At 56.4% G+C, this 18947-nt stretch carries 22 protein-coding genes; 11 read left to right on the forward strand and 11 right to left on the reverse strand.

Annotation, left to right across the window (positions count from 1 at the left end; genetic code table 11):
• The first annotated feature begins 89 nt into the window (after nucleotides 1-89).
• From smpB to AC0L7R_RS16715, 7 genes are all read left to right on the forward strand, one after another.
• Complete coding sequence (gene smpB, locus AC0L7R_RS16685; protein WP_247128733.1) at nucleotides 90-572, forward strand: SsrA-binding protein SmpB; 483 nt, start codon at nucleotides 90-92, stop codon at nucleotides 570-572.
• Nucleotides 573-667: 95 nt separating this feature from the next.
• A complete protein-coding gene (locus tag AC0L7R_RS16690) occupies nucleotides 668-961 on the forward strand; it encodes a hypothetical protein (RefSeq protein ID WP_247128517.1) in 294 nt (97 codons plus the stop codon).
• A 124-nt stretch (nucleotides 962-1085) separates the two neighbouring features.
• Complete coding sequence (gene sseA, locus AC0L7R_RS16695) at nucleotides 1086-1934, forward strand: 3-mercaptopyruvate sulfurtransferase (RefSeq protein ID WP_473657974.1); 849 nt, start codon at nucleotides 1086-1088, stop codon at nucleotides 1932-1934.
• Nucleotides 1935-1939: 5 nt separating this feature from the next.
• Nucleotides 1940-3124: an aromatic amino acid transaminase gene (locus AC0L7R_RS16700; protein ID WP_473657975.1), complete on the forward strand. Its 1185-nt coding sequence runs from the start codon at nucleotides 1940-1942 to the stop codon at nucleotides 3122-3124.
• Between the two features lie 199 nt (nucleotides 3125-3323).
• Nucleotides 3324-4280: an L-malyl-CoA/beta-methylmalyl-CoA lyase gene (locus AC0L7R_RS16705; RefSeq protein WP_473657976.1), complete on the forward strand. Its 957-nt coding sequence runs from the start codon at nucleotides 3324-3326 to the stop codon at nucleotides 4278-4280.
• A gap of 124 nt (nucleotides 4281-4404) precedes the next feature.
• Nucleotides 4405-5367 carry an acetyl-CoA carboxylase carboxyltransferase subunit alpha gene (locus AC0L7R_RS16710; RefSeq protein WP_473657977.1) on the forward strand — a complete coding sequence of 321 codons (963 nt, stop codon included), beginning with the start codon at nucleotides 4405-4407 and terminating at the stop codon, nucleotides 5365-5367.
• A gap of 3 nt (nucleotides 5368-5370) precedes the next feature.
• Nucleotides 5371-6051, forward strand: a complete 681-nt coding sequence (locus AC0L7R_RS16715; protein ID WP_473657978.1) for a M50 family metallopeptidase — start codon at nucleotides 5371-5373, stop codon at nucleotides 6049-6051.
• 1 nt (nucleotide 6052) lies between these two features.
• Here the strand turns inward: AC0L7R_RS16715 and AC0L7R_RS16720 are convergent, their stop codons facing one another.
• The 4 genes from AC0L7R_RS16720 to AC0L7R_RS16735 are packed head-to-tail and all read right to left on the reverse strand — an operon-like array spanning nucleotide 6053 to nucleotide 8958.
• The gene (locus AC0L7R_RS16720; protein ID WP_473657979.1) at nucleotides 6053-6664 is read right to left on the reverse strand and encodes an MSMEG_1061 family FMN-dependent PPOX-type flavoprotein; all 612 of its coding nucleotides are present in this window, start codon (nucleotides 6662-6664) and stop codon (nucleotides 6053-6055) included.
• The gene (locus tag AC0L7R_RS16725) at nucleotides 6651-7391 is read right to left on the reverse strand and encodes a 1-acyl-sn-glycerol-3-phosphate acyltransferase (protein WP_473657980.1); all 741 of its coding nucleotides are present in this window, start codon (nucleotides 7389-7391) and stop codon (nucleotides 6651-6653) included. The genes AC0L7R_RS16720 and AC0L7R_RS16725 overlap by 14 nt, the downstream gene beginning before the upstream one ends.
• Complete coding sequence (locus tag AC0L7R_RS16730; RefSeq protein WP_473657981.1) at nucleotides 7388-8290, reverse strand: FtsX-like permease family protein; 903 nt, start codon at nucleotides 8288-8290, stop codon at nucleotides 7388-7390. The genes AC0L7R_RS16725 and AC0L7R_RS16730 overlap by 4 nt, the downstream gene beginning before the upstream one ends.
• On the reverse strand, nucleotides 8287-8958 hold the full coding sequence (locus tag AC0L7R_RS16735) for a cell division ATP-binding protein FtsE (protein WP_473657982.1): 672 nt from the start codon (nucleotides 8956-8958) through the stop codon (nucleotides 8287-8289). Before AC0L7R_RS16735 ends, AC0L7R_RS16730 begins: the two co-directional genes overlap by 4 nt.
• A gap of 170 nt (nucleotides 8959-9128) precedes the next feature.
• Between AC0L7R_RS16735 and AC0L7R_RS16740 the strand changes: the two genes are divergently transcribed.
• The gene (locus AC0L7R_RS16740; protein WP_473657983.1) at nucleotides 9129-9995 is read left to right on the forward strand and encodes a zinc-ribbon domain-containing protein; all 867 of its coding nucleotides are present in this window, start codon (nucleotides 9129-9131) and stop codon (nucleotides 9993-9995) included.
• 9 nt (nucleotides 9996-10004) lie between these two features.
• On the opposite strand, the gene AC0L7R_RS16745 is transcribed toward AC0L7R_RS16740, so the two are convergent.
• Both AC0L7R_RS16745 and lysA read right to left on the reverse strand, forming a co-directional pair.
• The gene (locus AC0L7R_RS16745; RefSeq protein WP_473657984.1) at nucleotides 10005-12644 is read right to left on the reverse strand and encodes a DUF4175 family protein; all 2640 of its coding nucleotides are present in this window, start codon (nucleotides 12642-12644) and stop codon (nucleotides 10005-10007) included.
• A gap of 68 nt (nucleotides 12645-12712) precedes the next feature.
• On the reverse strand, nucleotides 12713-13978 hold the full coding sequence (gene lysA, locus AC0L7R_RS16750) for a diaminopimelate decarboxylase (RefSeq protein ID WP_473657986.1): 1266 nt from the start codon (nucleotides 13976-13978) through the stop codon (nucleotides 12713-12715).
• Nucleotides 13979-14186: 208 nt separating this feature from the next.
• Here lysA and AC0L7R_RS16755 point away from each other — a divergent pair, with 208 nt between their 5' ends.
• Complete coding sequence (locus AC0L7R_RS16755) at nucleotides 14187-15026, forward strand: sulfotransferase domain-containing protein (RefSeq protein ID WP_473657987.1); 840 nt, start codon at nucleotides 14187-14189, stop codon at nucleotides 15024-15026.
• Here AC0L7R_RS16755 and AC0L7R_RS16760 read toward each other — a convergent pair.
• Genes AC0L7R_RS16760 through argH form a run of 4 tightly spaced genes read right to left on the reverse strand, consistent with a single transcriptional unit; the run spans nucleotide 15023 to nucleotide 17051 of the window.
• Entirely contained in the window at nucleotides 15023-15331 is a 309-nt protein-coding gene (locus AC0L7R_RS16760; protein ID WP_473657988.1) for a DUF2834 domain-containing protein, read from the reverse strand. The two genes, AC0L7R_RS16755 and AC0L7R_RS16760, sit on opposite strands and share 4 nt — an antisense overlap.
• A 2-nt stretch (nucleotides 15332-15333) precedes the next feature.
• Nucleotides 15334-15474: a hypothetical protein gene (locus tag AC0L7R_RS16765; RefSeq protein WP_473657989.1), complete on the reverse strand. Its 141-nt coding sequence runs from the start codon at nucleotides 15472-15474 to the stop codon at nucleotides 15334-15336.
• A gap of 3 nt (nucleotides 15475-15477) precedes the next feature.
• A complete protein-coding gene (locus AC0L7R_RS16770) occupies nucleotides 15478-15666 on the reverse strand; it encodes a hypothetical protein (protein ID WP_473657990.1) in 189 nt (62 codons plus the stop codon).
• The gene (gene argH / locus AC0L7R_RS16775; protein ID WP_473657991.1) at nucleotides 15663-17051 is read right to left on the reverse strand and encodes an argininosuccinate lyase; all 1389 of its coding nucleotides are present in this window, start codon (nucleotides 17049-17051) and stop codon (nucleotides 15663-15665) included. Before argH ends, AC0L7R_RS16770 begins: the two co-directional genes overlap by 4 nt.
• 15 nt (nucleotides 17052-17066) lie before the next feature.
• Between argH and AC0L7R_RS16780 the strand changes: the two genes are divergently transcribed.
• Nucleotides 17067-17624 (forward strand): redoxin domain-containing protein, encoded by a 558-nt coding sequence (locus tag AC0L7R_RS16780; RefSeq protein ID WP_473657992.1) that lies wholly within the window; start codon nucleotides 17067-17069, stop codon nucleotides 17622-17624.
• Nucleotides 17625-17702: 78 nt separating this feature from the next.
• Nucleotides 17703-18302, forward strand: a complete 600-nt coding sequence (locus tag AC0L7R_RS16785; RefSeq protein WP_473657993.1) for a hypothetical protein — start codon at nucleotides 17703-17705, stop codon at nucleotides 18300-18302.
• Here the strand turns inward: AC0L7R_RS16785 and AC0L7R_RS16790 are convergent.
• Nucleotides 18299-18868 (reverse strand): YqgE/AlgH family protein, encoded by a 570-nt coding sequence (locus AC0L7R_RS16790; RefSeq protein ID WP_348107415.1) that lies wholly within the window; start codon nucleotides 18866-18868, stop codon nucleotides 18299-18301. The genes AC0L7R_RS16785 and AC0L7R_RS16790 overlap by 4 nt on opposite strands.
• Between the last annotated feature and the right edge of the window lie 79 nt (nucleotides 18869-18947).

The raw sequence follows: 18947 nt of genomic DNA on the forward strand, positions 1-18947 counted from the left end.
TGGTGGTCCGCCTTAAGGTCAACGTCAGTCGACACTCTGCCCAGACTGGCCTTGTAGAACAACACCCTATCGCCTATCTCAATGCGACCATGGCAAAGAACAAGAAACCCAAAGAAAAGACCAATTACAAAGTCATCGCCGAAAATCGGCGTGCCCGATACGATTATGCAATCGAGGAAGACCTTGAAGTTGGGATCATTCTTACCGGATCCGAGGTGAAATCCCTTCGGATCGGCCAGTCGAATATTGCCGAAAGCTATGCGTCAGTTGAAGATGACGAATTGTGGCTGACCAACGCCTATATCGCCCCCTACGAAGCTGCGATGTTCCCGCATGAAGTCCGGCGCAAGCGCAAGCTGCTGTGCAAACGGCGCGAGCTGATCAAGATGTCGAATGCGACCAACCGTGAGGGCATGACGCTTGTCCCGCTGGTGATGTATTTCAACGACAAAGGCATGGTGAAGCTCAAGATCGCTACCGCTAAGGGTAAAAAGAACCACGACAAGCGGGCCACCGAAGCAAAGCGCGACTGGGGTCGTCAGAAGCAACGTCTTTTGCGGCACGGGGAATAACGCATACATTCTCCCATCTGGCGTTATTCCAAATCCGTGTTAACGTTCCGTCCATAAATTGTGCAATACGCGCAATAGATAAAGGACCGGGGACTATGGAAACACTTATTACACAGCTTATCGCAGGTGCCGTTGGCGGCAACGCAGCAGGCGCAGGCGTTAAATCTGCCTCTATGGGCACAACAATGAACTCTATCGTTGGTCTGATCGGTGGCCTTGGCGGCGGTCAGATCCTTGGCATGCTGACAGGCGGCGCGGCGGTTGCTGGCGAAGCGGCGGCACCAGGTGGCGGTCTTGGCGACATCATCGGGTCTGCCGTTGGTGGTGGTGCCGGTGGCGCGATCCTGACTGCCGTTGTTGGTATGATCAAAAACAAAATGGCTGGTTAATCTTTAACCGCTTTCGAATTCGGGCGTCCCATTGGGGCGCCCTTTTTCGTTTTGGGCCAATGTTTGCTTGTCAGTACACGCCTGTCCCTATAATCACGGCCTCGATCTTTGCGGAGGCCCTATCATGACCGACGACCCACAAACTCTTGTCAGCGCCGACTGGCTTGCGGCACATCTCAAAGATTCCGACCTGCGCATTTTCGACGCCACGTGGTTCCTGCCCGGCATGGAACGCGACGCAAAAGCCGAATACGCCGCAGGTCACATTCCCGGTGCGCGGTTCTTTGACATCGACGAAATCGCTGATCTGCGGTCTGAATTGCCACACATGGCCCCGCCGGTTGAAAAGTTCATGTCCCGCATGCGAGCAATGGGTGTGGGCGACGGCCATCAGGTTGTGGTCTACGACGCGCTTGGTCTGTTTTCGGCGGCCCGCGTGTGGTGGTTGTTTCGTTTGATGGGGCAAAAGAATATCGCCGTGCTGGACGGCGGCCTACCCCAATGGCTGGCAGCAGGACACCCGATCACCAAAGACAAACCAACGATCCGCGATCGCCACATGACCGTAACCCCCCGCAACGAGATGGTGAAGGACGTGACCCAAGTGGCCCGCGCCGCAAAGCTGGGCGATTACACGATCATCGACGCACGCAGCGCAGACCGTTTCCGTGGTGAGGCAGACGAGCCCCGCGAAGGTATGCGCAAAGGCCATATTCCGGGATCGGTGAACGTTCCCTTTACGACGCTGTTGAACACCGACGGCACGATGAAAGACCCTGACGGCATCCGTGCCGTCTTTCATACGGCAGAGGCTGACCTGACGAAGCCTGTGATCACTACATGTGGCTCAGGTGTGACAGCCGCCGTACTGGCGCTGGCTCTCGAACGGATCGGCAAAACCGATCACGCACTTTACGACGGCTCATGGTCCGAATGGGGCATGTACGCCGATCTCCCGATACAAACCGGATAAATACAATGCTTGAAGCACTTAAAGCCCAACCCGCCGATAAAATCCTTGCCTTGATGGCCGCCTACAAGGCCGACCCGCGCGACACCAAAGTTGATCTTGGCGTCGGCGTTTACAAAGACGCATCAGGCAACACGCCTGTCATGCGGGCCGTGAAAGCTGCCGAAAAGCGAATTTTGGAAGACCAGTCATCCAAAGCCTACACAGGCCTTGCTGGTGATCCAGAATTTGGCAACGCGATGATCGACCTCGTGCTGGGCGACGCCGTTGCTCGCGACCGGATCGCTGCCGTCGCCACACCCGGCGGAACAGGTGCCATTCGTCAGGCGCTAGAGCTGATCAAAATGGCAGCCCCTGATGCAACTGTTTGGCTATCCAACCCAACATGGCCAAACCACCCGTCGATCATCAAATACCTCGGCATGAAAATGGCCGAGTACCGGTATTTCGACAACGACACTCGCGGCGTCGATTTCGCGGGCCTGATGGAAGACCTCGGCACTGTGCCAGCAGGCGACGTGGTTCTGATCCACGGCTGCTGCCACAACCCAACAGGCGCCAACCTGACCGCCGATCAATTGGCAGAGGTGATCACCCTGCTGAAATCACGCGGCGCAATCCCGATGGTCGATATCGCCTACCAAGGTTTCGGCGACGGTCTGGACGACGACGCAGCCGCAACGCGCAAAATTGCGTCGTCCTTTGATGAAGTCCTGATCGCGGCGTCTTGCTCCAAGAACTTTGGCATCTACCGCGAGCGGACCGGCATCCTAATGGCGATTTCTGCGACTGCCGACGCGCAGCCGCTGACCCAGCAAACATTGCAGTTCTTGAACCGCCAGAACTATTCCTTCCCGCCAGATCACGGCGCACGCGTTGTGACAACTATCCTGAACGACCCAGACCTACGGGCCGATTGGGAAGCGGAACTGGAAGAAACCCGCAACGGCATGTTGGCCCTGCGTCAACAGCTGGCCGATGAGTTGAAACGCCTGACGAATTCGGATCGCTTCAGCTTTCTTGCGGATCACCGCGGTATGTTCTCGCGCCTTGGCACCACACCAGAGTTGGTTGAAAAACTGCGGGCCGATCACGGCATCTACATGGTTGGCGATAGCCGCATGAACATCGCGGGTCTGAACGAAAAAACGGTCCCGATACTCGCCAAAGCGATTGTTGACGCAGGCATCTAAAACAATCGGGGCGGGCCATAACGGTACCGCCCCTTATCTTTTGGCGGGAAATATCCCCGCCGGAGGCATCTAAGGTCGAATTGACATTGCACCGCAGCGTCAAAATGCTGCGCTCGCAAAATGCGCCTTGCCAACAGCCGCGCAACATTCTACCCATTGAGCAGCTCAAGACGAAACTTTACTGCTCAAAGGATCACGCATGTCATTCCGCCTGCAACCAACGGCCCCTGCACGCCCGAACCGCTGCCAGCTTTTTGGGCCGGGATCGAATACGAAACTATTCCCGAAAATGGCGGCGTCCGACGCAGACGTCATCAACCTCGACCTCGAAGATTCCGTGTCCCCGTCTGACAAAGACGCCGCGCGCGCCAATATCATCGAAGCGATCAACACGATCGACTGGAACACGAAATACCTGTCCGTGCGGATCAATTCACTCGACACACCGTATTGGTATCGCGACGTCGTAGACCTGCTCGAACAGGCTGGCGACCGGATCGACCAGATCATGATCCCAAAGGTCGGGTGCGCGGCAGATGTCTACGCCGTCGACGCCCTGATTACCGCAATTGAACGGGCCAAAGGCAGAACGAAACAAGTGTCCCTTGAGGTCATCATCGAATCCGCAGCGGGCATTGCACACGTCGAAGAAATCGCGGCCTCTTCCCCCCGCTTGCAAGCGATGAGCCTCGGTGCCGCAGATTTTGCGGCGTCCATGGGAATGCAAACTACCGGCATCGGTGGAACGCAAGAAAACTACTACATGCAGCACGGTGAAAACCGTCATTTCTCAGACCCTTGGCATTGGGCACAAGCCGCTATTGTGGCGGCTTGCCGAACCCATGGCATCCTGCCTGTGGATGGGCCATTCGGGGATTTCTCTGACGACGAAGGCTTCCGTGCCCAAGCAAAACGATCCGCGACATTGGGTATGGTCGGCAAATGGGCGATCCATCCGAAGCAAATCGCGTTGGCGAACGAAGTGTTCACACCATCGGATGAAGCCGTCGCCGAAGCCCGCGAAATCCTCGCGGCAATGAAGGACGCAACAGCACGGGGCGAAGGGGCAACGGTCTATAAAGGCCGTCTTGTCGACATCGCCTCCATCAAACAGGCCGAAGTGATCGTCGCGCAATCCGAACTGATTGCAGGCTAATACCTACGGGATGGCGGGAGGGGTGTCGGCGCAGCCGCACGTCTCCCTGCCAACCCGTGCTCAAACCATTGCAACTCCCCCACATCACACCCTATATCTGACGCAACGAAACATAAGGCGCGTCATGACCCAATATCTTGAGTTTGAAAAACCACTGGCCGAGATCGAAGGCAAAGCTAACGAGCTGCGCGCCATGGCCCGCGAAAATCCGGAAGCCGATGTTGAAAAAGAAGCCGCACAGCTTGATCAAAAAGCCGTTGATCTGCTGGACCAGCTTTATGCAAACCTGACACCTTGGCGCAAATGCCAAGTGGCGCGTCATCCTGAACGCCCGCATTGCCAAGATTACATCGACGCTATTTTCACCGAATACACGCCGCTTGCCGGTGACCGGAACTTTGCCGACGATCACGCTGTTATGGGCGGCATCGCCCGTCTGGATGGGCGTCCGGTGATGGTAATCGGTCATGAAAAGGGCAACGACACCAAATCCCGTATTGAACGCAACTTCGGCATGGCCCGCCCTGAAGGGTATCGCAAAGCGATCCGTTTGATGGATATGGCCGACCGTTTTGGTCTTCCTGTCATCACCCTTGTCGACACACCCGGTGCATATCCGGGCAAAGGCGCCGAAGAACGTGGTCAATCCGAAGCAATTGCGCGGTCTACCGAGAAATGTCTCGACCTGTCTGTTCCCCTGATTTCCGTAGTGATTGGTGAAGGCGGGTCAGGTGGCGCTGTTGCTTTTGCCACGGCGAACAAAGTCGCGATGTTGGAACATTCCATCTATTCCGTGATCAGCCCCGAAGGCTGCGCATCCATCCTCTGGAAAGATGCTGGCAAAGCGAATGAAGCGGCAGAAGCATTACGCCTAACCGCACAAAACCTGCACGAAATGGGCGTCTGCGATATGATCATCGCCGAACCCAAAGGTGGCGCACATCGTGCCAGCGAAGATGCGATCGCATCCGTTCAATCCGCGTTGATCGCAATGGTCGATGATCTGGCGAAGCTTCCAGCCGATGAAGTGCGTAAAGCGCGCCGTCAAAAGTACCTCAACCTCGGCTCTAAAGGGTTGGCTGCCTAAGTCATGCAAGCCCTGCGCGGACATTGGCAGCTGATTGTCTTGATCGGCCTTGTGTTCGCGTTGTGGCCCACGCCTGTCATTATACCCTTGAAGATTCTGATCGTGTTCCTGCATGAACTTTCTCATGCGGCGATGACTGTTTTCACTGGCGGTGATGTGCTGAGCCTTACCATTTCCGCTGATCAAGGCGGGGCTGTTTGGTCACGCGGCGGCAACCGTTTCCTCACGCTGACAGCGGGCTATCTGGGGTCGTTACTGATCGGGCTGGCCCTGCTGATCGCAGCGACAAGGTCACACGCAGACCGGATCATCATGGGCCTGTTTGGTGCATTGATGTTGCTGGTGACCGCGCTTTATATCCGCGACGGTTTCGCGATCCTGTTTTGCGTCGGTACTGGGGCGGCCATGCTCGCCACTGCGCGGTTCCTACCCCATGACGTCAATGATCTGATCCTGCGGGTGATCGGCCTAACGAGTATGATCTACGTGCCCTACGACATTTTCAGCGACACGATCCAACGGTCCAATCTGCGGTCAGACGCACGGATGCTCGCCGAGGAATTTGGCGGAGCAACGGTGGTGTGGGGCGGTATTTGGTTGGTGATCAGTCTTTTCGTGATCGGGGTTAGCCTGTGGCGCGGCCTTGGTCCTGCGTCGAACATCACATTCGGCAAGACCAGCTAGATTACCACATCGTCTTTGCGGCACGCGGTGCCCATTCCGCATCATAGGCAGCGCCGTCAAAGCCCGCTTCAACCTCTGCCAACATGTCGCCTACCGTTGGTAAACCCGCGCTTTCATCGCCCGATGTCCATGTCTTGGCCCGCATCAGGGCGCGGGCGCATTGGCTATACACTTCAGCAATGGTGATCACGATCACAGATCGCGGCTTGCGGCCCTTGTCTGAAAAACCGTCCAAAACATCAGGATCAGCCGTCACAATCGCCGTTCCGTTCACGCGGATCACATTGTTTGATCCCGGCACCATGAACATCAGGCTGACACGTCCGTCACTGACAATATTGCGCAGGCTGTCCATACGATTATTGCCGCGCCAGTCCGGCATCAACAGCGTTTTCGCATCTGCAATCCGGACAACAGGGCCATCATCCCCACGCGGCGATGCGTCCGTGCCCGCATCCCCCACAGTGCTGAGAATACAGAACCGAGATCGTTCAATCCAAGCCGCATAGGTCGGTATCAAGTGATCCGTGACCTTGATCACTGACGCCTTGGCCGGCGTGCCATACAACGCTTCGAGCGATGCAATATCAGTGATATGATCAGGCTTTTTCAATTGGAACAAATCCCGCTTCGGCATTCAGACGGTTTGATGCGGCTTCAATGCGCGTCTCGATCAGGTCCATGAATTCCTTTTGCGGCAGACCCGGTTCGATTTCCTCAAGAAATTCGACTACTGCTGTCCCCGGTTTCCGATAAACGCCACGCTTTGGCCAGAACACACCGATGTTCAGCGCCACCGGAACACAAGACTGGCCAAGCTGCCGGTACAATGCCCCCGTACCTGTCTTATACTTCGCATCCACACCGGGTGCGACGCGCGTACCTTGCGGGTAAATGATCAACTGCCCGGGCTGTGCTGCTCCGGCTTTCACGTCGGCGAGCATTTTGACGATCGCCGCACCTCGTTTGCCACGATCAACGGGAATACAGCCCACACGCAGGCCGAACCAACCCAAGATCGGCGCGTACATCAGGATGCGTTTCATGATGAATTTGCCGCGCGGCACCGCCCCATAGATCGCCAGAACATCCAGAAACGACTGGTGCTTCGCTGCGATCATCGTTTCATGCGTTGGTGGCGTTCCGCGGTATTCGACCTTTAGGCCGATCATCCAGCGCGCCATCCAGATAATTGTGTGGCAGTACAGGTGGCAGGCATAAACCGCCGCCCGCGACGAAAACAAAACAAACGGTGCCCACAGGATACCGATGACAGCCATCACCACATACATGCTGAGGTTAAACACAAGGGAACGGACCCATTGGATAGCGTAACTCATGATTGTTCCTTCAACATGCGCAAGGCGGCCATACGCGTCGCGAAAAAGGCGGATATGCCGCCGATAAGTGGGATCACCAGTGGAAATATCCACTGGATGCCCTGAAAGCCAAGACCAGTCAGAAAACCGCCAGCGGCATCAGCGCTTGGCAACAACAGGACTGCACCAAGACCGAATAGCGTGCCAATCGCAGCCCCGCCAAGCCCGCGTAGGGTGAAACGCCGCACAAATGCACGGGCGATATAGGTATCTTTTGCGCCTACCAGCCGCATTACCCGGATCACCTGAGCGTTGGCTGCCAAGGCCGCTTGTGCCGCCAAGGTGATCAAAGCGACCATAGATGCCCCGATCAGAAGGATCGCGACCCAACCAAGACTGCGTAGACGCGATGCAGCTTCGATCAGTGGCTCGCGCCAGCGCGTGTGGTCATCCAATACGGCACCCGGTACTTCGGCCTGCAATCGTGCCCGTAGCCCGGTCGCGTCATATCCGTCGCCGTCTTCGATGATCTCGACCAGTTGCGGGATCGGCAATGTGTCCAGTGGCAAACCGGGGCCGAACCATGGCTCTAGCAACGCTTCTTGTTCTTCGGGCGTCAATGCGCGCGCGGACCCCACGCCGGGGGTGGTTTCAAGTACGGTAATCGCGGCTTGCAGTTGGGCGGCGGCCTGATCTTCTGGTGCGGAAATACGCAATGTCGATGTACGGGCCAGTTCTGCCCCCCACCGATCCGCCAGACGACCTGTGGCCAAGGACAACGCCAATGCGAACACGGCCAGAAACGCCATCGCGCCTGCCGTGAAGACAGTCAAACGCGCGGTGAACCCTGTGGGTGGCACCGTCCGGTCCGCTTGGGCGTCACCAACGAGCAGTTCGAAAATCTTGCGCAACATGTTCATAGTTCCGCCCCCGCCTGCAGCAACTGACCGTCTTTCAAACGTAATACGCGTGCGGCAACCTGCGACTTAGCCGTCCGGATCAGGTTAAGGTCATGGGTCGCAATCAGAACTGTTTTGCCCATTCGGTTCAGTTCAACCAACAACGTCAGCAACCGTTGCGACATCTCCCAATCCACGTTGCCTGTGGGTTCATCTGCGATAATCACATCCGGTGACATAATGACGGCGCGCGCCAAAGCAGCCCGCTGACGTTCGCCCCCGGACAGTTCCGGCGGCAACTGATCCATTTGCTTTGTCAAACCAACCCAGCCAAGCAGATCGGTTAGATTTTCCATCAGATCAAGCCTGTCGGATACGGTCAGCGGCAAGGCGATGTTTTCTGCAATCGACAAGTGATCCAAGAATTCGCAGTTCTGATGCACCACCCCGATCCGCCGACGGATCATCGCGACCTGATCGCGATCCAACGCAGTGGCTGGCGTGTCAAAAACCCGAACTTCGCCTTCTGTGGCTTGCAGTGCGCCGTAGCACAGTTTGAGCAAAGTGGTCTTCCCCGCCCCAGACGGTCCGGTCAGAAAATGAAAAGAACCGGGTTCCAACGTCAGGGTCAATTGAGAGAAAAGTTTTGCCCCGCCATAGTGGTAGGCGACGTTATCAAGTGCAATCACACGAACTTTCCTTTTCCCGGTTGGGATGTGTATTGCCCAAAACTGCAACAGGTTTCAATCAATTCGCGTCCAACTTCGTTGCAAATCATTGGCCTTTCGCGCTGTGATTGATAATTGTTGGTTAACACTCACAAGTCTAACTGCCCTTTGTTGGCAGAAGGAAAACATCCATGCGGCTAATTTGCCCAAATTGTGGCGCCCAATACGCGGTTGCCGATGACGCAATTCCCAGCGGTGGCCGGGACGTGCAATGTTCGAATTGTCAGCACACGTGGTTTGAAACACCAGGTGCGTCAGCGAATGACACACCACCGGAACCACGGAAAATCACGCCACCACCCGCGCCAGAACGCCCAGCGGCAGAACGCCCTGCGGCAGATGCCGACAAGTTCAGTGGGTCCATCGATGATGCTTTCAAAGATGTATCTGACGACGACAATCTGGCGCCTGCACCGCAACCACCAAAGAACCGCAAACCTGTGGATCCGTCGGTTGCGGATATCTTGCGTGAAGAAGCTGCACTTGAAGCAGCACAACGTAAATCTGAATCCGCGGTGAGCATGGAAAGCCAGTCTGATCTCGGCCTCAGCGATCCTACACCTGCGCCGATCAAAGCCCCGGAACCGACGCCAGACGTCGCACCAACGGCTGAAGATCATGATGCGACAGCCACCGCAAAAACGGCAAGCACAGCTGCTAGTGCCGCTGCTGCTGCCCATGCATCGCGTCGTGATCTGTTGCCAGATATCGAAGAAATCAATTCGAGCCTGCGTTCGGATGCGGAACGCGCGGAAGACGGAACAGCCGTTCCAGCCGTAGCCGCAGAAGCCAACCGGAAAAGTTTCAGGCGCGGTTTCATCTCTGTTTTGCTGATTATCATGGTGCTTGTGCTGATCTACATGCAGGCCGACCGCATCGCCGCGGCAGTTCCAGCACTTGCTGGCGCATTGCAAAGCTACGTGGATGCTGTCGATGTTGCCCGCATTTGGTTGGACGACAACGTGCAGGCCATGTTGACTGCAATCGCCACCGAATAACGGCCCCTGTCAGAAACGGTCGAGAAGGCGGCGCAGGTAATCGCGTTCGATTTCCGGCCGTTCCTGATCGGCACTGCGACGACGCAATTCATCAAGCAGTTCTTCGGCGCGGCGATAGACATCCCCGCCCTGCAACATGCCTTCGTCTGTTCCGAACTGACCGCCCTCTGATCCCATTTCACGGCCTAACGGGTCGCGCTGGGATTGTTCGGCACGTTCGGTCGCCCCACCGTCTTGTTCGCCTTGACCGGGTTCTTCGGATTGGTTTTCGGCCAATGCACGGCTAAGTGACCGCATCCCGTTGCGCAATGCGTCCAGCGCTTCAGCTTGGCGGTCAATCGCTTCGGCAAGGTTGCCTTGACCCAATGCGTCTTCCGCACCTTCCATCGCCCGTTCAGCGCGGTTCAACGAATTCTCTGCGATTTCGCCGGCCTCACCATCAAGCGACGGCAGCGCACCGCGCTGGCGTTCCAGTTCATCGCGCAAGGCCTGCTGCCGTTCTGCCAGCGACCGCCCGTCTTCGGCACCTGAACCTTCGCCGCCAGAACCCTGATCATCTTGACCGCCACCTTGGCTGTCCTCACCGACACCTTGACCTGATCCTTGCTGACCATCTTGACCCGGCTGGTTCTGCGACTGACCTTGTTGGCCCTGTTGCTGTCCCTGCTCACCACCTTGCGGTTGCTGCTGACCGGGTTGCTGACCTTGCTGCTGGCCGTTTTCGGCCTGCTGGCGTTCCGGATTGGACCGTTCCTGCAATTCGCGGAACGCATCATCGGACAGTTCTTCCTGCTCGCGCAGCGTATCTTCGAGGTCTTCCATCGCTTGCTGACCCGGCGTGCGTGGGCCATTGCCGCTGCCGTCGCCTTGGGTGATGCGCATATTTTCAAGCATCTGGTTCAGCTGTTCCATGAGTTCGGCAGCTTCGGCCATGCGGCCTTCTTCCATTAGTTCTTGGATGCGATCCATCATCGCTTGCAGTTCGTCGCCAGACAGTTCTTGAGTGTTTTCCGAATTGTCCGCCTGATCGGTCCCGTCTTCATTCGGGTCCATTTCTTCGGCAAGCAGTTGCATGTATTGATCAGTCGCTTCGCGCAATTCATGCATCAGCTCTGCGATTTCTTCGTCCGACGCACCATCGCGCATCGCCTCGGCTAGCCGTTCTTGGGCGCGGGCAAGCCGTTCGCGGGCATCGGCAAGTGTGCCATCCTCAAGCTGAATGGCCAGATCCCAAAGCGCGGTCACGACTTCTGCCTGACCTTCTGCGGTGATCCCCTCGTCCACGAATCCATCAAGCTGGCGAATGATCGCGCGCATCCGCAGATATGTTGTCTCGTTCGAAAACAGCCCTTCGGGGCGGTGCGAAATCGCTTTCATCACATCCGTAATTCGCGACACGTTATCACGCGACCACATCAGGTCGCGGCGCTGTTCGATGATGGATTTCGCGAAGGGCTGGAAAAACCGACGACCGGGCAGGATCAAAGGCTCGGACGGGCTTTGCGCCGTTTGACCGGCAGCATCTGTGACCTCCAAGGTCATGGTCACAGGCAAATTCGCAAGCGGGTGTTCGGACAAATCATCAACGAGGAATTCTTCAAAATCAGTCCGGTCGCCCGTGAACGGCATCGGCAGGTCCAACACCAGCGTTTCAAATCCATCAGGATCAACGGCCAAACCATGACGCCGATCAACGGCATCAAGATCAAGCGCGATGGTAGCTGTGCCGGACACAACGCCGTAATCATCCATCCCCAAGAATGGCTGGGACATTTCGCCCATCGCGTCTGATTCAATCGGTCCGGTTAGTTCAACCAGCGGCGGCTGATCGGCAACCACAAGCAGGTTCCAAACGATGCCATTGTCACCTTCAACGGCGAGCGTACCATCTTGCATGGCAACGAATTGCTGCTGTGTTTCGGGTTCTTCATCTGGATCAGCCGCCGTGCCCGAAACGGTTTCCGCAACGGTCAAAGCGCCCACTTCACCGTAAAGCCGGATCGTGATTTGCGACCCTTCCGGCACGCGCAGCACGCCCTCGGGGATGTCGTTCAGGTAGATCGAAGGCTTGCCCGTATAGGCAGGTGGTTCGACCCAGCCTTCCCAAACAGGGCCAGTGGCAAGCGTTTGACCAGCGGGTTCAACCAATGTTCCGACACGCAGTACCGACCCGAATAGCAACGCCACGACAAAAAACAGCAGCGCGATAAAACGCAGCCCGTAGGGGTCGCGGTCCGAAATGCGCAGATCAGGTTCGACAAAGGTTGCCTGTTTGGTGCGGTCTTCCATGCGGGCGACGTGAGCATTCCACACGGCTTCTGATTCGGGATCACCTGCGCCAATCGCTTGGGTATCGGCAATCGCGGCGATGGGTCGTCCGGGTAAGGCCGCATCAACGCGCGCGACGGCGGCTTCCCGCGCCGGCATCTGGAACCGACGCAGGCCCCAGATGAATGCGACAATCAGGAAGGCGACGCCGACGGTGCCCAAACCCCAAAGCCAAGGACGTGTCAGAAGATCGTGCCAGCCAAACATCAGCGGCGCGATCAACACAAACAACACCGACCAGAACGGCCAGAACGCCCGCGTCACGCCTTCGGCCACCATACCCAGACGGGTCGCGGCGATGGGAAACGCCAAGTGGCGCATATGGTCAGGGGCTGTCGGGCGCTGTGTCAGAGTATCGGGTCCTTTTATCTGACCCTTACCTTAACGGATCAGAGCCATGTTGGAAGCGTATCGCGTGCAATCATCTCTTCATAGGTAGGGCGTGCGCGAATAACCGCAAATTGATCGCCATTCACCAGAACCTCGGGGATCAATGGACGCGAGTTATATTCGGACGCCATCACGGCGCCGTAAGCACCAGCAGAGCGGAACGCGATCAGGTCGTCAGCTTTGACTTCGGTCATCACACGACCTTTGGCAAAGGTATCACCGCTTTCGCAGATAGGTCCGACGATATCGTATTTCGCAGGCTCCGCGCCCGGCACCGATTCGATGATCGGGTCGATGTCGTGGTAGGCTTCGTACATTGCAGGGCGGATCAGATCGTTCATCGCGCCGTCAATGATCATGAACTGTCGATCTTCACCTTCTTTGATGTAGATGACCTTAGATACGAGCAGTCCAGCGTTGCCCGAAATCAGACGACCCGGTTCAATCTCGATCTCGCAGCCAAGGTGGCCAACGGTCCGTTTGATCAATTCGCCATATTCAGACGGCAGCGGCGGGGCCTCGTTGGACCGCGCGTAAGGGATACCCAGACCGCCGCCGAGATCAAGGCGCGTGATTTCGTGACCATCCGCGCGCAGCGTTTCAGTCAGTTCAGCAACCTTCAGATAGGCGGCTTCGAACGGAGCCAAGTCAGTCAACTGCGACCCGATATGCACATCGATCCCGATGACCTTCAGGCCCTTCAGTTTCGCGGCCATCGCGTAAACTTCGCGGGCGCGGCTGATTGGAATGCCGAATTTGTTCTCGGATTTGCCAGTTGCGATCTTGGCGTGGGTCTTTGCATCAACATCAGGGTTCACGCGGACGGTGATCGGGGCCACGACGCCCAAGTCCTGCGCCACACGGTCGAGCACGATCATTTCCGGTTCGCTTTCGACGTTGAACTGGCGAATGCCACCTTCCAATGCCATGCGCATTTCATCAACGGTTTTGCCAACACCGGAAAAAACGATCTTGTCGCCCGGAACGCCGGCCGCCTTTGCGCGGAAATATTCACCGCCAGACACCACGTCCATGCCAGCGCCAGCATCGGCTAAAACTTTGATGATCGCCTGATTGGACAGGGATTTCATGGCAAAGCATACCAGATGATCCAAACCATCCAGCGCATCATCGAATAATTTGAAGTGACGGGTCAGGGTCGCGGTCGAATAAACATAAAACGGCGTGCCGACGCTTGCCGCGATTTCAGCGACAGGAACGTCTTCAGCGAACAATTGTCCATCGCGATACAGAAAATGATCCATGGGCCCGACCTTTCAAACAGATTCCGCGTCTATTACCAGATTCCGTGTGAAGCCCAAGCGCCTATTCTTTCATCGCGTCAGAGAAAATTCGCCGTTCTGATCACATTTTTACGACTTGGGGGTGCATTCAGAAATGAGAGGATTAAGTGGAGGCTATATTCGACGTAATGTTTCGTAAGTCCCATTTTTCGCCCCGAAGGTTTCCACGATGGAACAGCCGCCCCGTCAGTCCCTATTTTGGATTGCGTCATATCCGAAATCTGGCAACACATGGCTTCGCGTTTTTCTCGCCAACTATTTGCTTGGCGGCGAAGATCCCTTGCCGATCAATTCGGTCGGCAAGCTTGGCTATGCAGACGCGGACGCCCGCCACTATGAACGCGCCAACGGCGGCGATTACGATCTGGCTGATGCGGCCAAGACGGTCGCTTTGCGCAATAGGTTCCTGCTGAGAACTGCGATCACCGGACCGAAGGTGGCGCTTGTCAAAACCCACAATTACAACAGTACCATTAACGGCACGCCTTTGATCCCTGCCCCGTACACGCGCGGTGCCATCTACGTTGCGCGCCACCCTGGCGATGTGGCGATTTCATTCGCCAGCCACTACGGATTAAGCATCGACGATGCGATAGAGCGGATGCGCGAACATAACGCCGTGGTCGGCGGGTCCCAAGGCACGGCACTACAGTTCACATCCGATTGGTCGTCTCACGTGCAAAGCTGGGCGGGTGCCAAGACCCACAACGTGCGCGTCATTCGTTACGAAGACATGCATGATGCACCAGTCGAAACATTCGGCCTCGTCCTGCGCCATATTGGTGTGGCCGTGGATAAGGCGAAGTTAGCACGTGCGATCAATAACTCACGTTTTGAAGAATTGAAACGTCAGGAAAAAGCGGACGGATTCACCGAAAACACGGAACACCAGCCACGCTTTTTCCGCAAAGGAATTGCAGGGGCTTGGCGCGATATCCTGACGGCCGATCAAATCAAGACGGTGACCCGCGACCACGGCAATGCCATCAAGGCGCTAGGCTACAGTTAAGTTTTGGGTGCGGACCGGAAATAAAGGTAAAGCGGCAAACCGCAGCTGACACCGATACAGAATGTTGCAGGGATCGCCACAAGCCGAATCCACGCACGGGTTTGCACAACTTCAACGACAATCCAGATTGTCAGCGTTACCGCCGCAATGGTCAGATCCCAAACAAGACCCGAACTGGCCGCGTTCGCGTGCCATGCATCAACCATCACCATGATGTCCCAGCCGTTGGTCTGAAACCACTGGATAAAATAATACATCGGGTGGATTGCACCCCAGATCGCCAGTGCCAGCCAAATCATCCGCATTGTCACAACTCCAGCCTTAGGTCATCGCCGCCGAATGGATCGCGCGACTGTTCAGGACGTAAACTGTCGCTATCGGCGTCAAAAACAAGGGCCGCACCGTCACATCCTGCTAGCAACAGGCACATGGCGACGACGCGGATCATGACCTAGTTCAAAGAAGAGCTTTGGCTCACCCCAAGCGAAAATGTCCCGTTCGACAGGCCTAGGCTATTGCCGACAGACACGCCGCCGGACCCGACCGAAAGACTTGTGCTGCCAGACGGGCGCAACGGTGCGCCGTTGGCCCCGCATCCCGCAAGACCCACAGCAACAACCATCAGCACAACAATTTTCATCCCAATTCGTCCTTCCACCGTGCGGCCTGCGCCCGTACGTTAGCAGGGGCTGTGCCGCCAAAGCTGGTGCGCGACGCGACAGAGTTTTTCACACCCAGCACGTCAAACACCGATTGTGTGATATCTTGGTGGACCGACTGCATGTCGGCTAGGGACAATTCTGGCAGGTCGCAAGATTTCGCCTCTGCCATCGCAACAAGCGATCCTGTCACGTGGTGCGCATCGCGGAACGGCAGGCCCAATTCGCGGACCAGCCAATCGGCCAAATCCGTCGCGGTGGAGAAACCAGTCGCAGCGGCGGCTTCTAGTGACGGTACGTTGGCTTCCATATCGGCAACCATACCTGCCATTGCGGCCAGCGCGAGGAACAAATTGTCAGCGGCGTCGAACACTTGCTCTTTGTCTTCTTGCATGTCCTTTGAATAGGTCAGCGGCAGACCTTTCATCACGGTCATCAGCGCAACATTTGCCCCAAAGATACGGCCGATCTTGGCGCGGATCAGTTCAGCCGCATCTGGATTACGCTTTTGCGGCATGATCGACGATCCGGTGGACCATTTGTCGGACATCTTCACAAAACGGAATTGGGCAGAGGACCAGATCACCAGTTCTTCGGCCAAGCGGGACAAGTGCATCGCAGTGATTGAAGACGCAGCAAGGAATTCCAACGCAAAGTCACGATCAGATGTGGCATCCAGCGAATTAGACATAGGCCGATCAAACCCAAGCGCCTGCGCCGTCATGTCACGATCAATCGGGAAGGACGTTCCGGCCAACGCAGCAGCACCCAAAGGCGATGTGTTCATCCGCTTGCGTGCATCGGCAAAACGGGACCGGTCACGGGCGAACATTTCGACATAGGCCAGCATGTGGTGGCCCCACGTGACAGGCTGCGCGACCTGCAGGTGCGTGAATCCGGGCATGACCCAGTCGGCACCAGCTTCGGCTTGGCCCAACAACGACTTCATCAACGTCTCAAGTGCTGCATCAGCCGCGTCACATTGGTCACGGACCCATAGACGGAAATCGACAGCAACCTGATCGTTCCGCGACCGACCCGTGTGCAAACGACCAGCCGGTTCGCCGATCAAATCCTTCAGCCGCGCTTCGACATTCATGTGAATATCTTCGAGCGCGGTGGAAAACGGAAATTCTCCGGTTTCAATCTCTGACAACACCGTGAGCAGGCCTTCACGGATCGCTTCGGCGTCGTTATCCGTAATGATGCCTGTGGCGGCCAACATGGCGGCATGGGCACGTGAACCAGCAATGTCTTGGGCAGCTAGACGTTGATCGAACCCGATGGATGCGTTGATCGCTTCCATAATGGCGTCCGGTCCAGCGGCAAAACGGCCACCCCACATTGTGTTCGCGGATTTGGTCATGAGAAAGGAAGCCCCGTGCTGAATTTGAAATCTGCTTTGCTTTATACGGCCCTTGGGCTGCTTGCAAATACCGCCATGGCGGATGTCAGCACATTTGAGGCGCTGCGCGAGGGCGATATGCGCAAGCTGAACTTCCATTCCGAGCCGAAACCAGCCTCTGATGAAACATTTGTCGGTGAAGACGGAAGCGAAATGACCTTTGGCGCGTACGAAGGCCAATTCGCGGTGGTCAACTTTTGGGCCACATGGTGTGCCCCCTGCCGGGCCGAAATGCCGCAACTTTCAGACCTGCAAGACCAGCTTGGCAGCGACGAATTTTCTGTTGTGACTATTGCGACCGGCCGCAATCCACGCCCCGCGATGGAACGGTTCTTTGACGAAATTGAAGTCGACAACTTGCCACTGCACGCAGATCCCAGATCGACATTGGCCCGCGACATGGGAGTATTAGGCCTGCCAGTGACCCTTATCCTTGATCCCGAAGGCCGCGAAATTGCGCGACTTCAAGGCGACGCGCACTGGAATAGCGACAGCGCAATTGCCATCCTCGAGGCGATCATAACGCAGGAGTAACAATCCCTGATTGTCGCTTTACTGTCATTATCAGCATGATACGGTCCACCGAATCCGGTTAAACCAAGGACTTGTTACATGTCGCACCAAGCAAAAGTGATCCGCCTCGAACAATTGGCTATGACGATTCGAGCTGAAACGATCAAAATTCTGCCCGGCGCGCCTGATCCAAGAAAACTGGCGCATACCCAGCTGGCCAGCAAGATCGAAGGTTGGGAACAAGCCATCAAGCTTGTGCTGCGCGACATGAAATCGCAAAGCCACTTCAACCATATGGTTCATCGGCACAATCCGGGTGGTCCCAAAGACCATCAGGCCAACCAGCGGCTGCAAAGCGGGCAGAACAACGTCAAACAGATTTCCAATGCTCTGGACAAGGTCATCGCGGAACTGGACGAATTATCCAAGCAGTTCTATGGCGGCGACAACGCCGAAACACGCGCGTTGAAAGGCATTTCATCCGCCCTGAAGAACTGGTCAAAGACGGCAAAGCATTCCGAGACAGGTATCATCGGCACCGCAGCCCCGACCAACACGCAAGCGACCATTCAACAAGCCAAACCGTTCTTGCCGCAAGGTGGTGCGCCGGGCATGTCCGGACCGGGTGCGATTGATGCGTTTACGCTGGTGCTTGGCGCGTTCGTACTGCTGAAGGCACTGGCAAAGAAGAAAAACTAGGCCCGCCCAGCCGTTTCAGACAACATCAACGGATCGACGCCCATACCTTTTAGGGCGGCGGTCCATTTGTGATCATTGGCGCGACCGAACACGATGTCATCATCCGCGTCGCAGGTCAGCCACCCATTCTGTCCGATTTCACCTTCCAGCTGGCCGGGTCCCCATCCCGCGTAACCAAGCGCCATCATCGCGCTTGTCGGGCCCGCGCCCCGCGCAATTTCTTCGATAACGTCCATGGTAGCGGTCATCGAGATATTGTCGTCAACTTCGATGGTCCCGCCTTCGGACGCGTAATCGGTGGAATGCAAAACAAACCCGCGCGACTGTTCGACAGGCCCACCAAGATGGATCCGTATCTTTCGTGCCGTCGGAGCCATTTCGATCTCAAGCTGCTCCAGAAGGTTCGCAAACCGAACTTCGGTGGATGGTTTATTCACGATGATACCCATCGCGCCGTCTTCGGAATGGGCGCAAATGTAGACGACGCTTTTCGCAAAACGATCATCACCCATGATGGGCATGGCGATTAAAAGCTTACCGGTAAGATTTGTTGGCTGCATAGTCATATTCCAATTCTTGCAAGCTTATGCCGGTAGTACAAGTCACACAAAATTTTGCTCGCCAAGACGTGAGTTCAATTACAGC

Source organism: Yoonia sp. D2-7, from assembly GCF_055809435.1.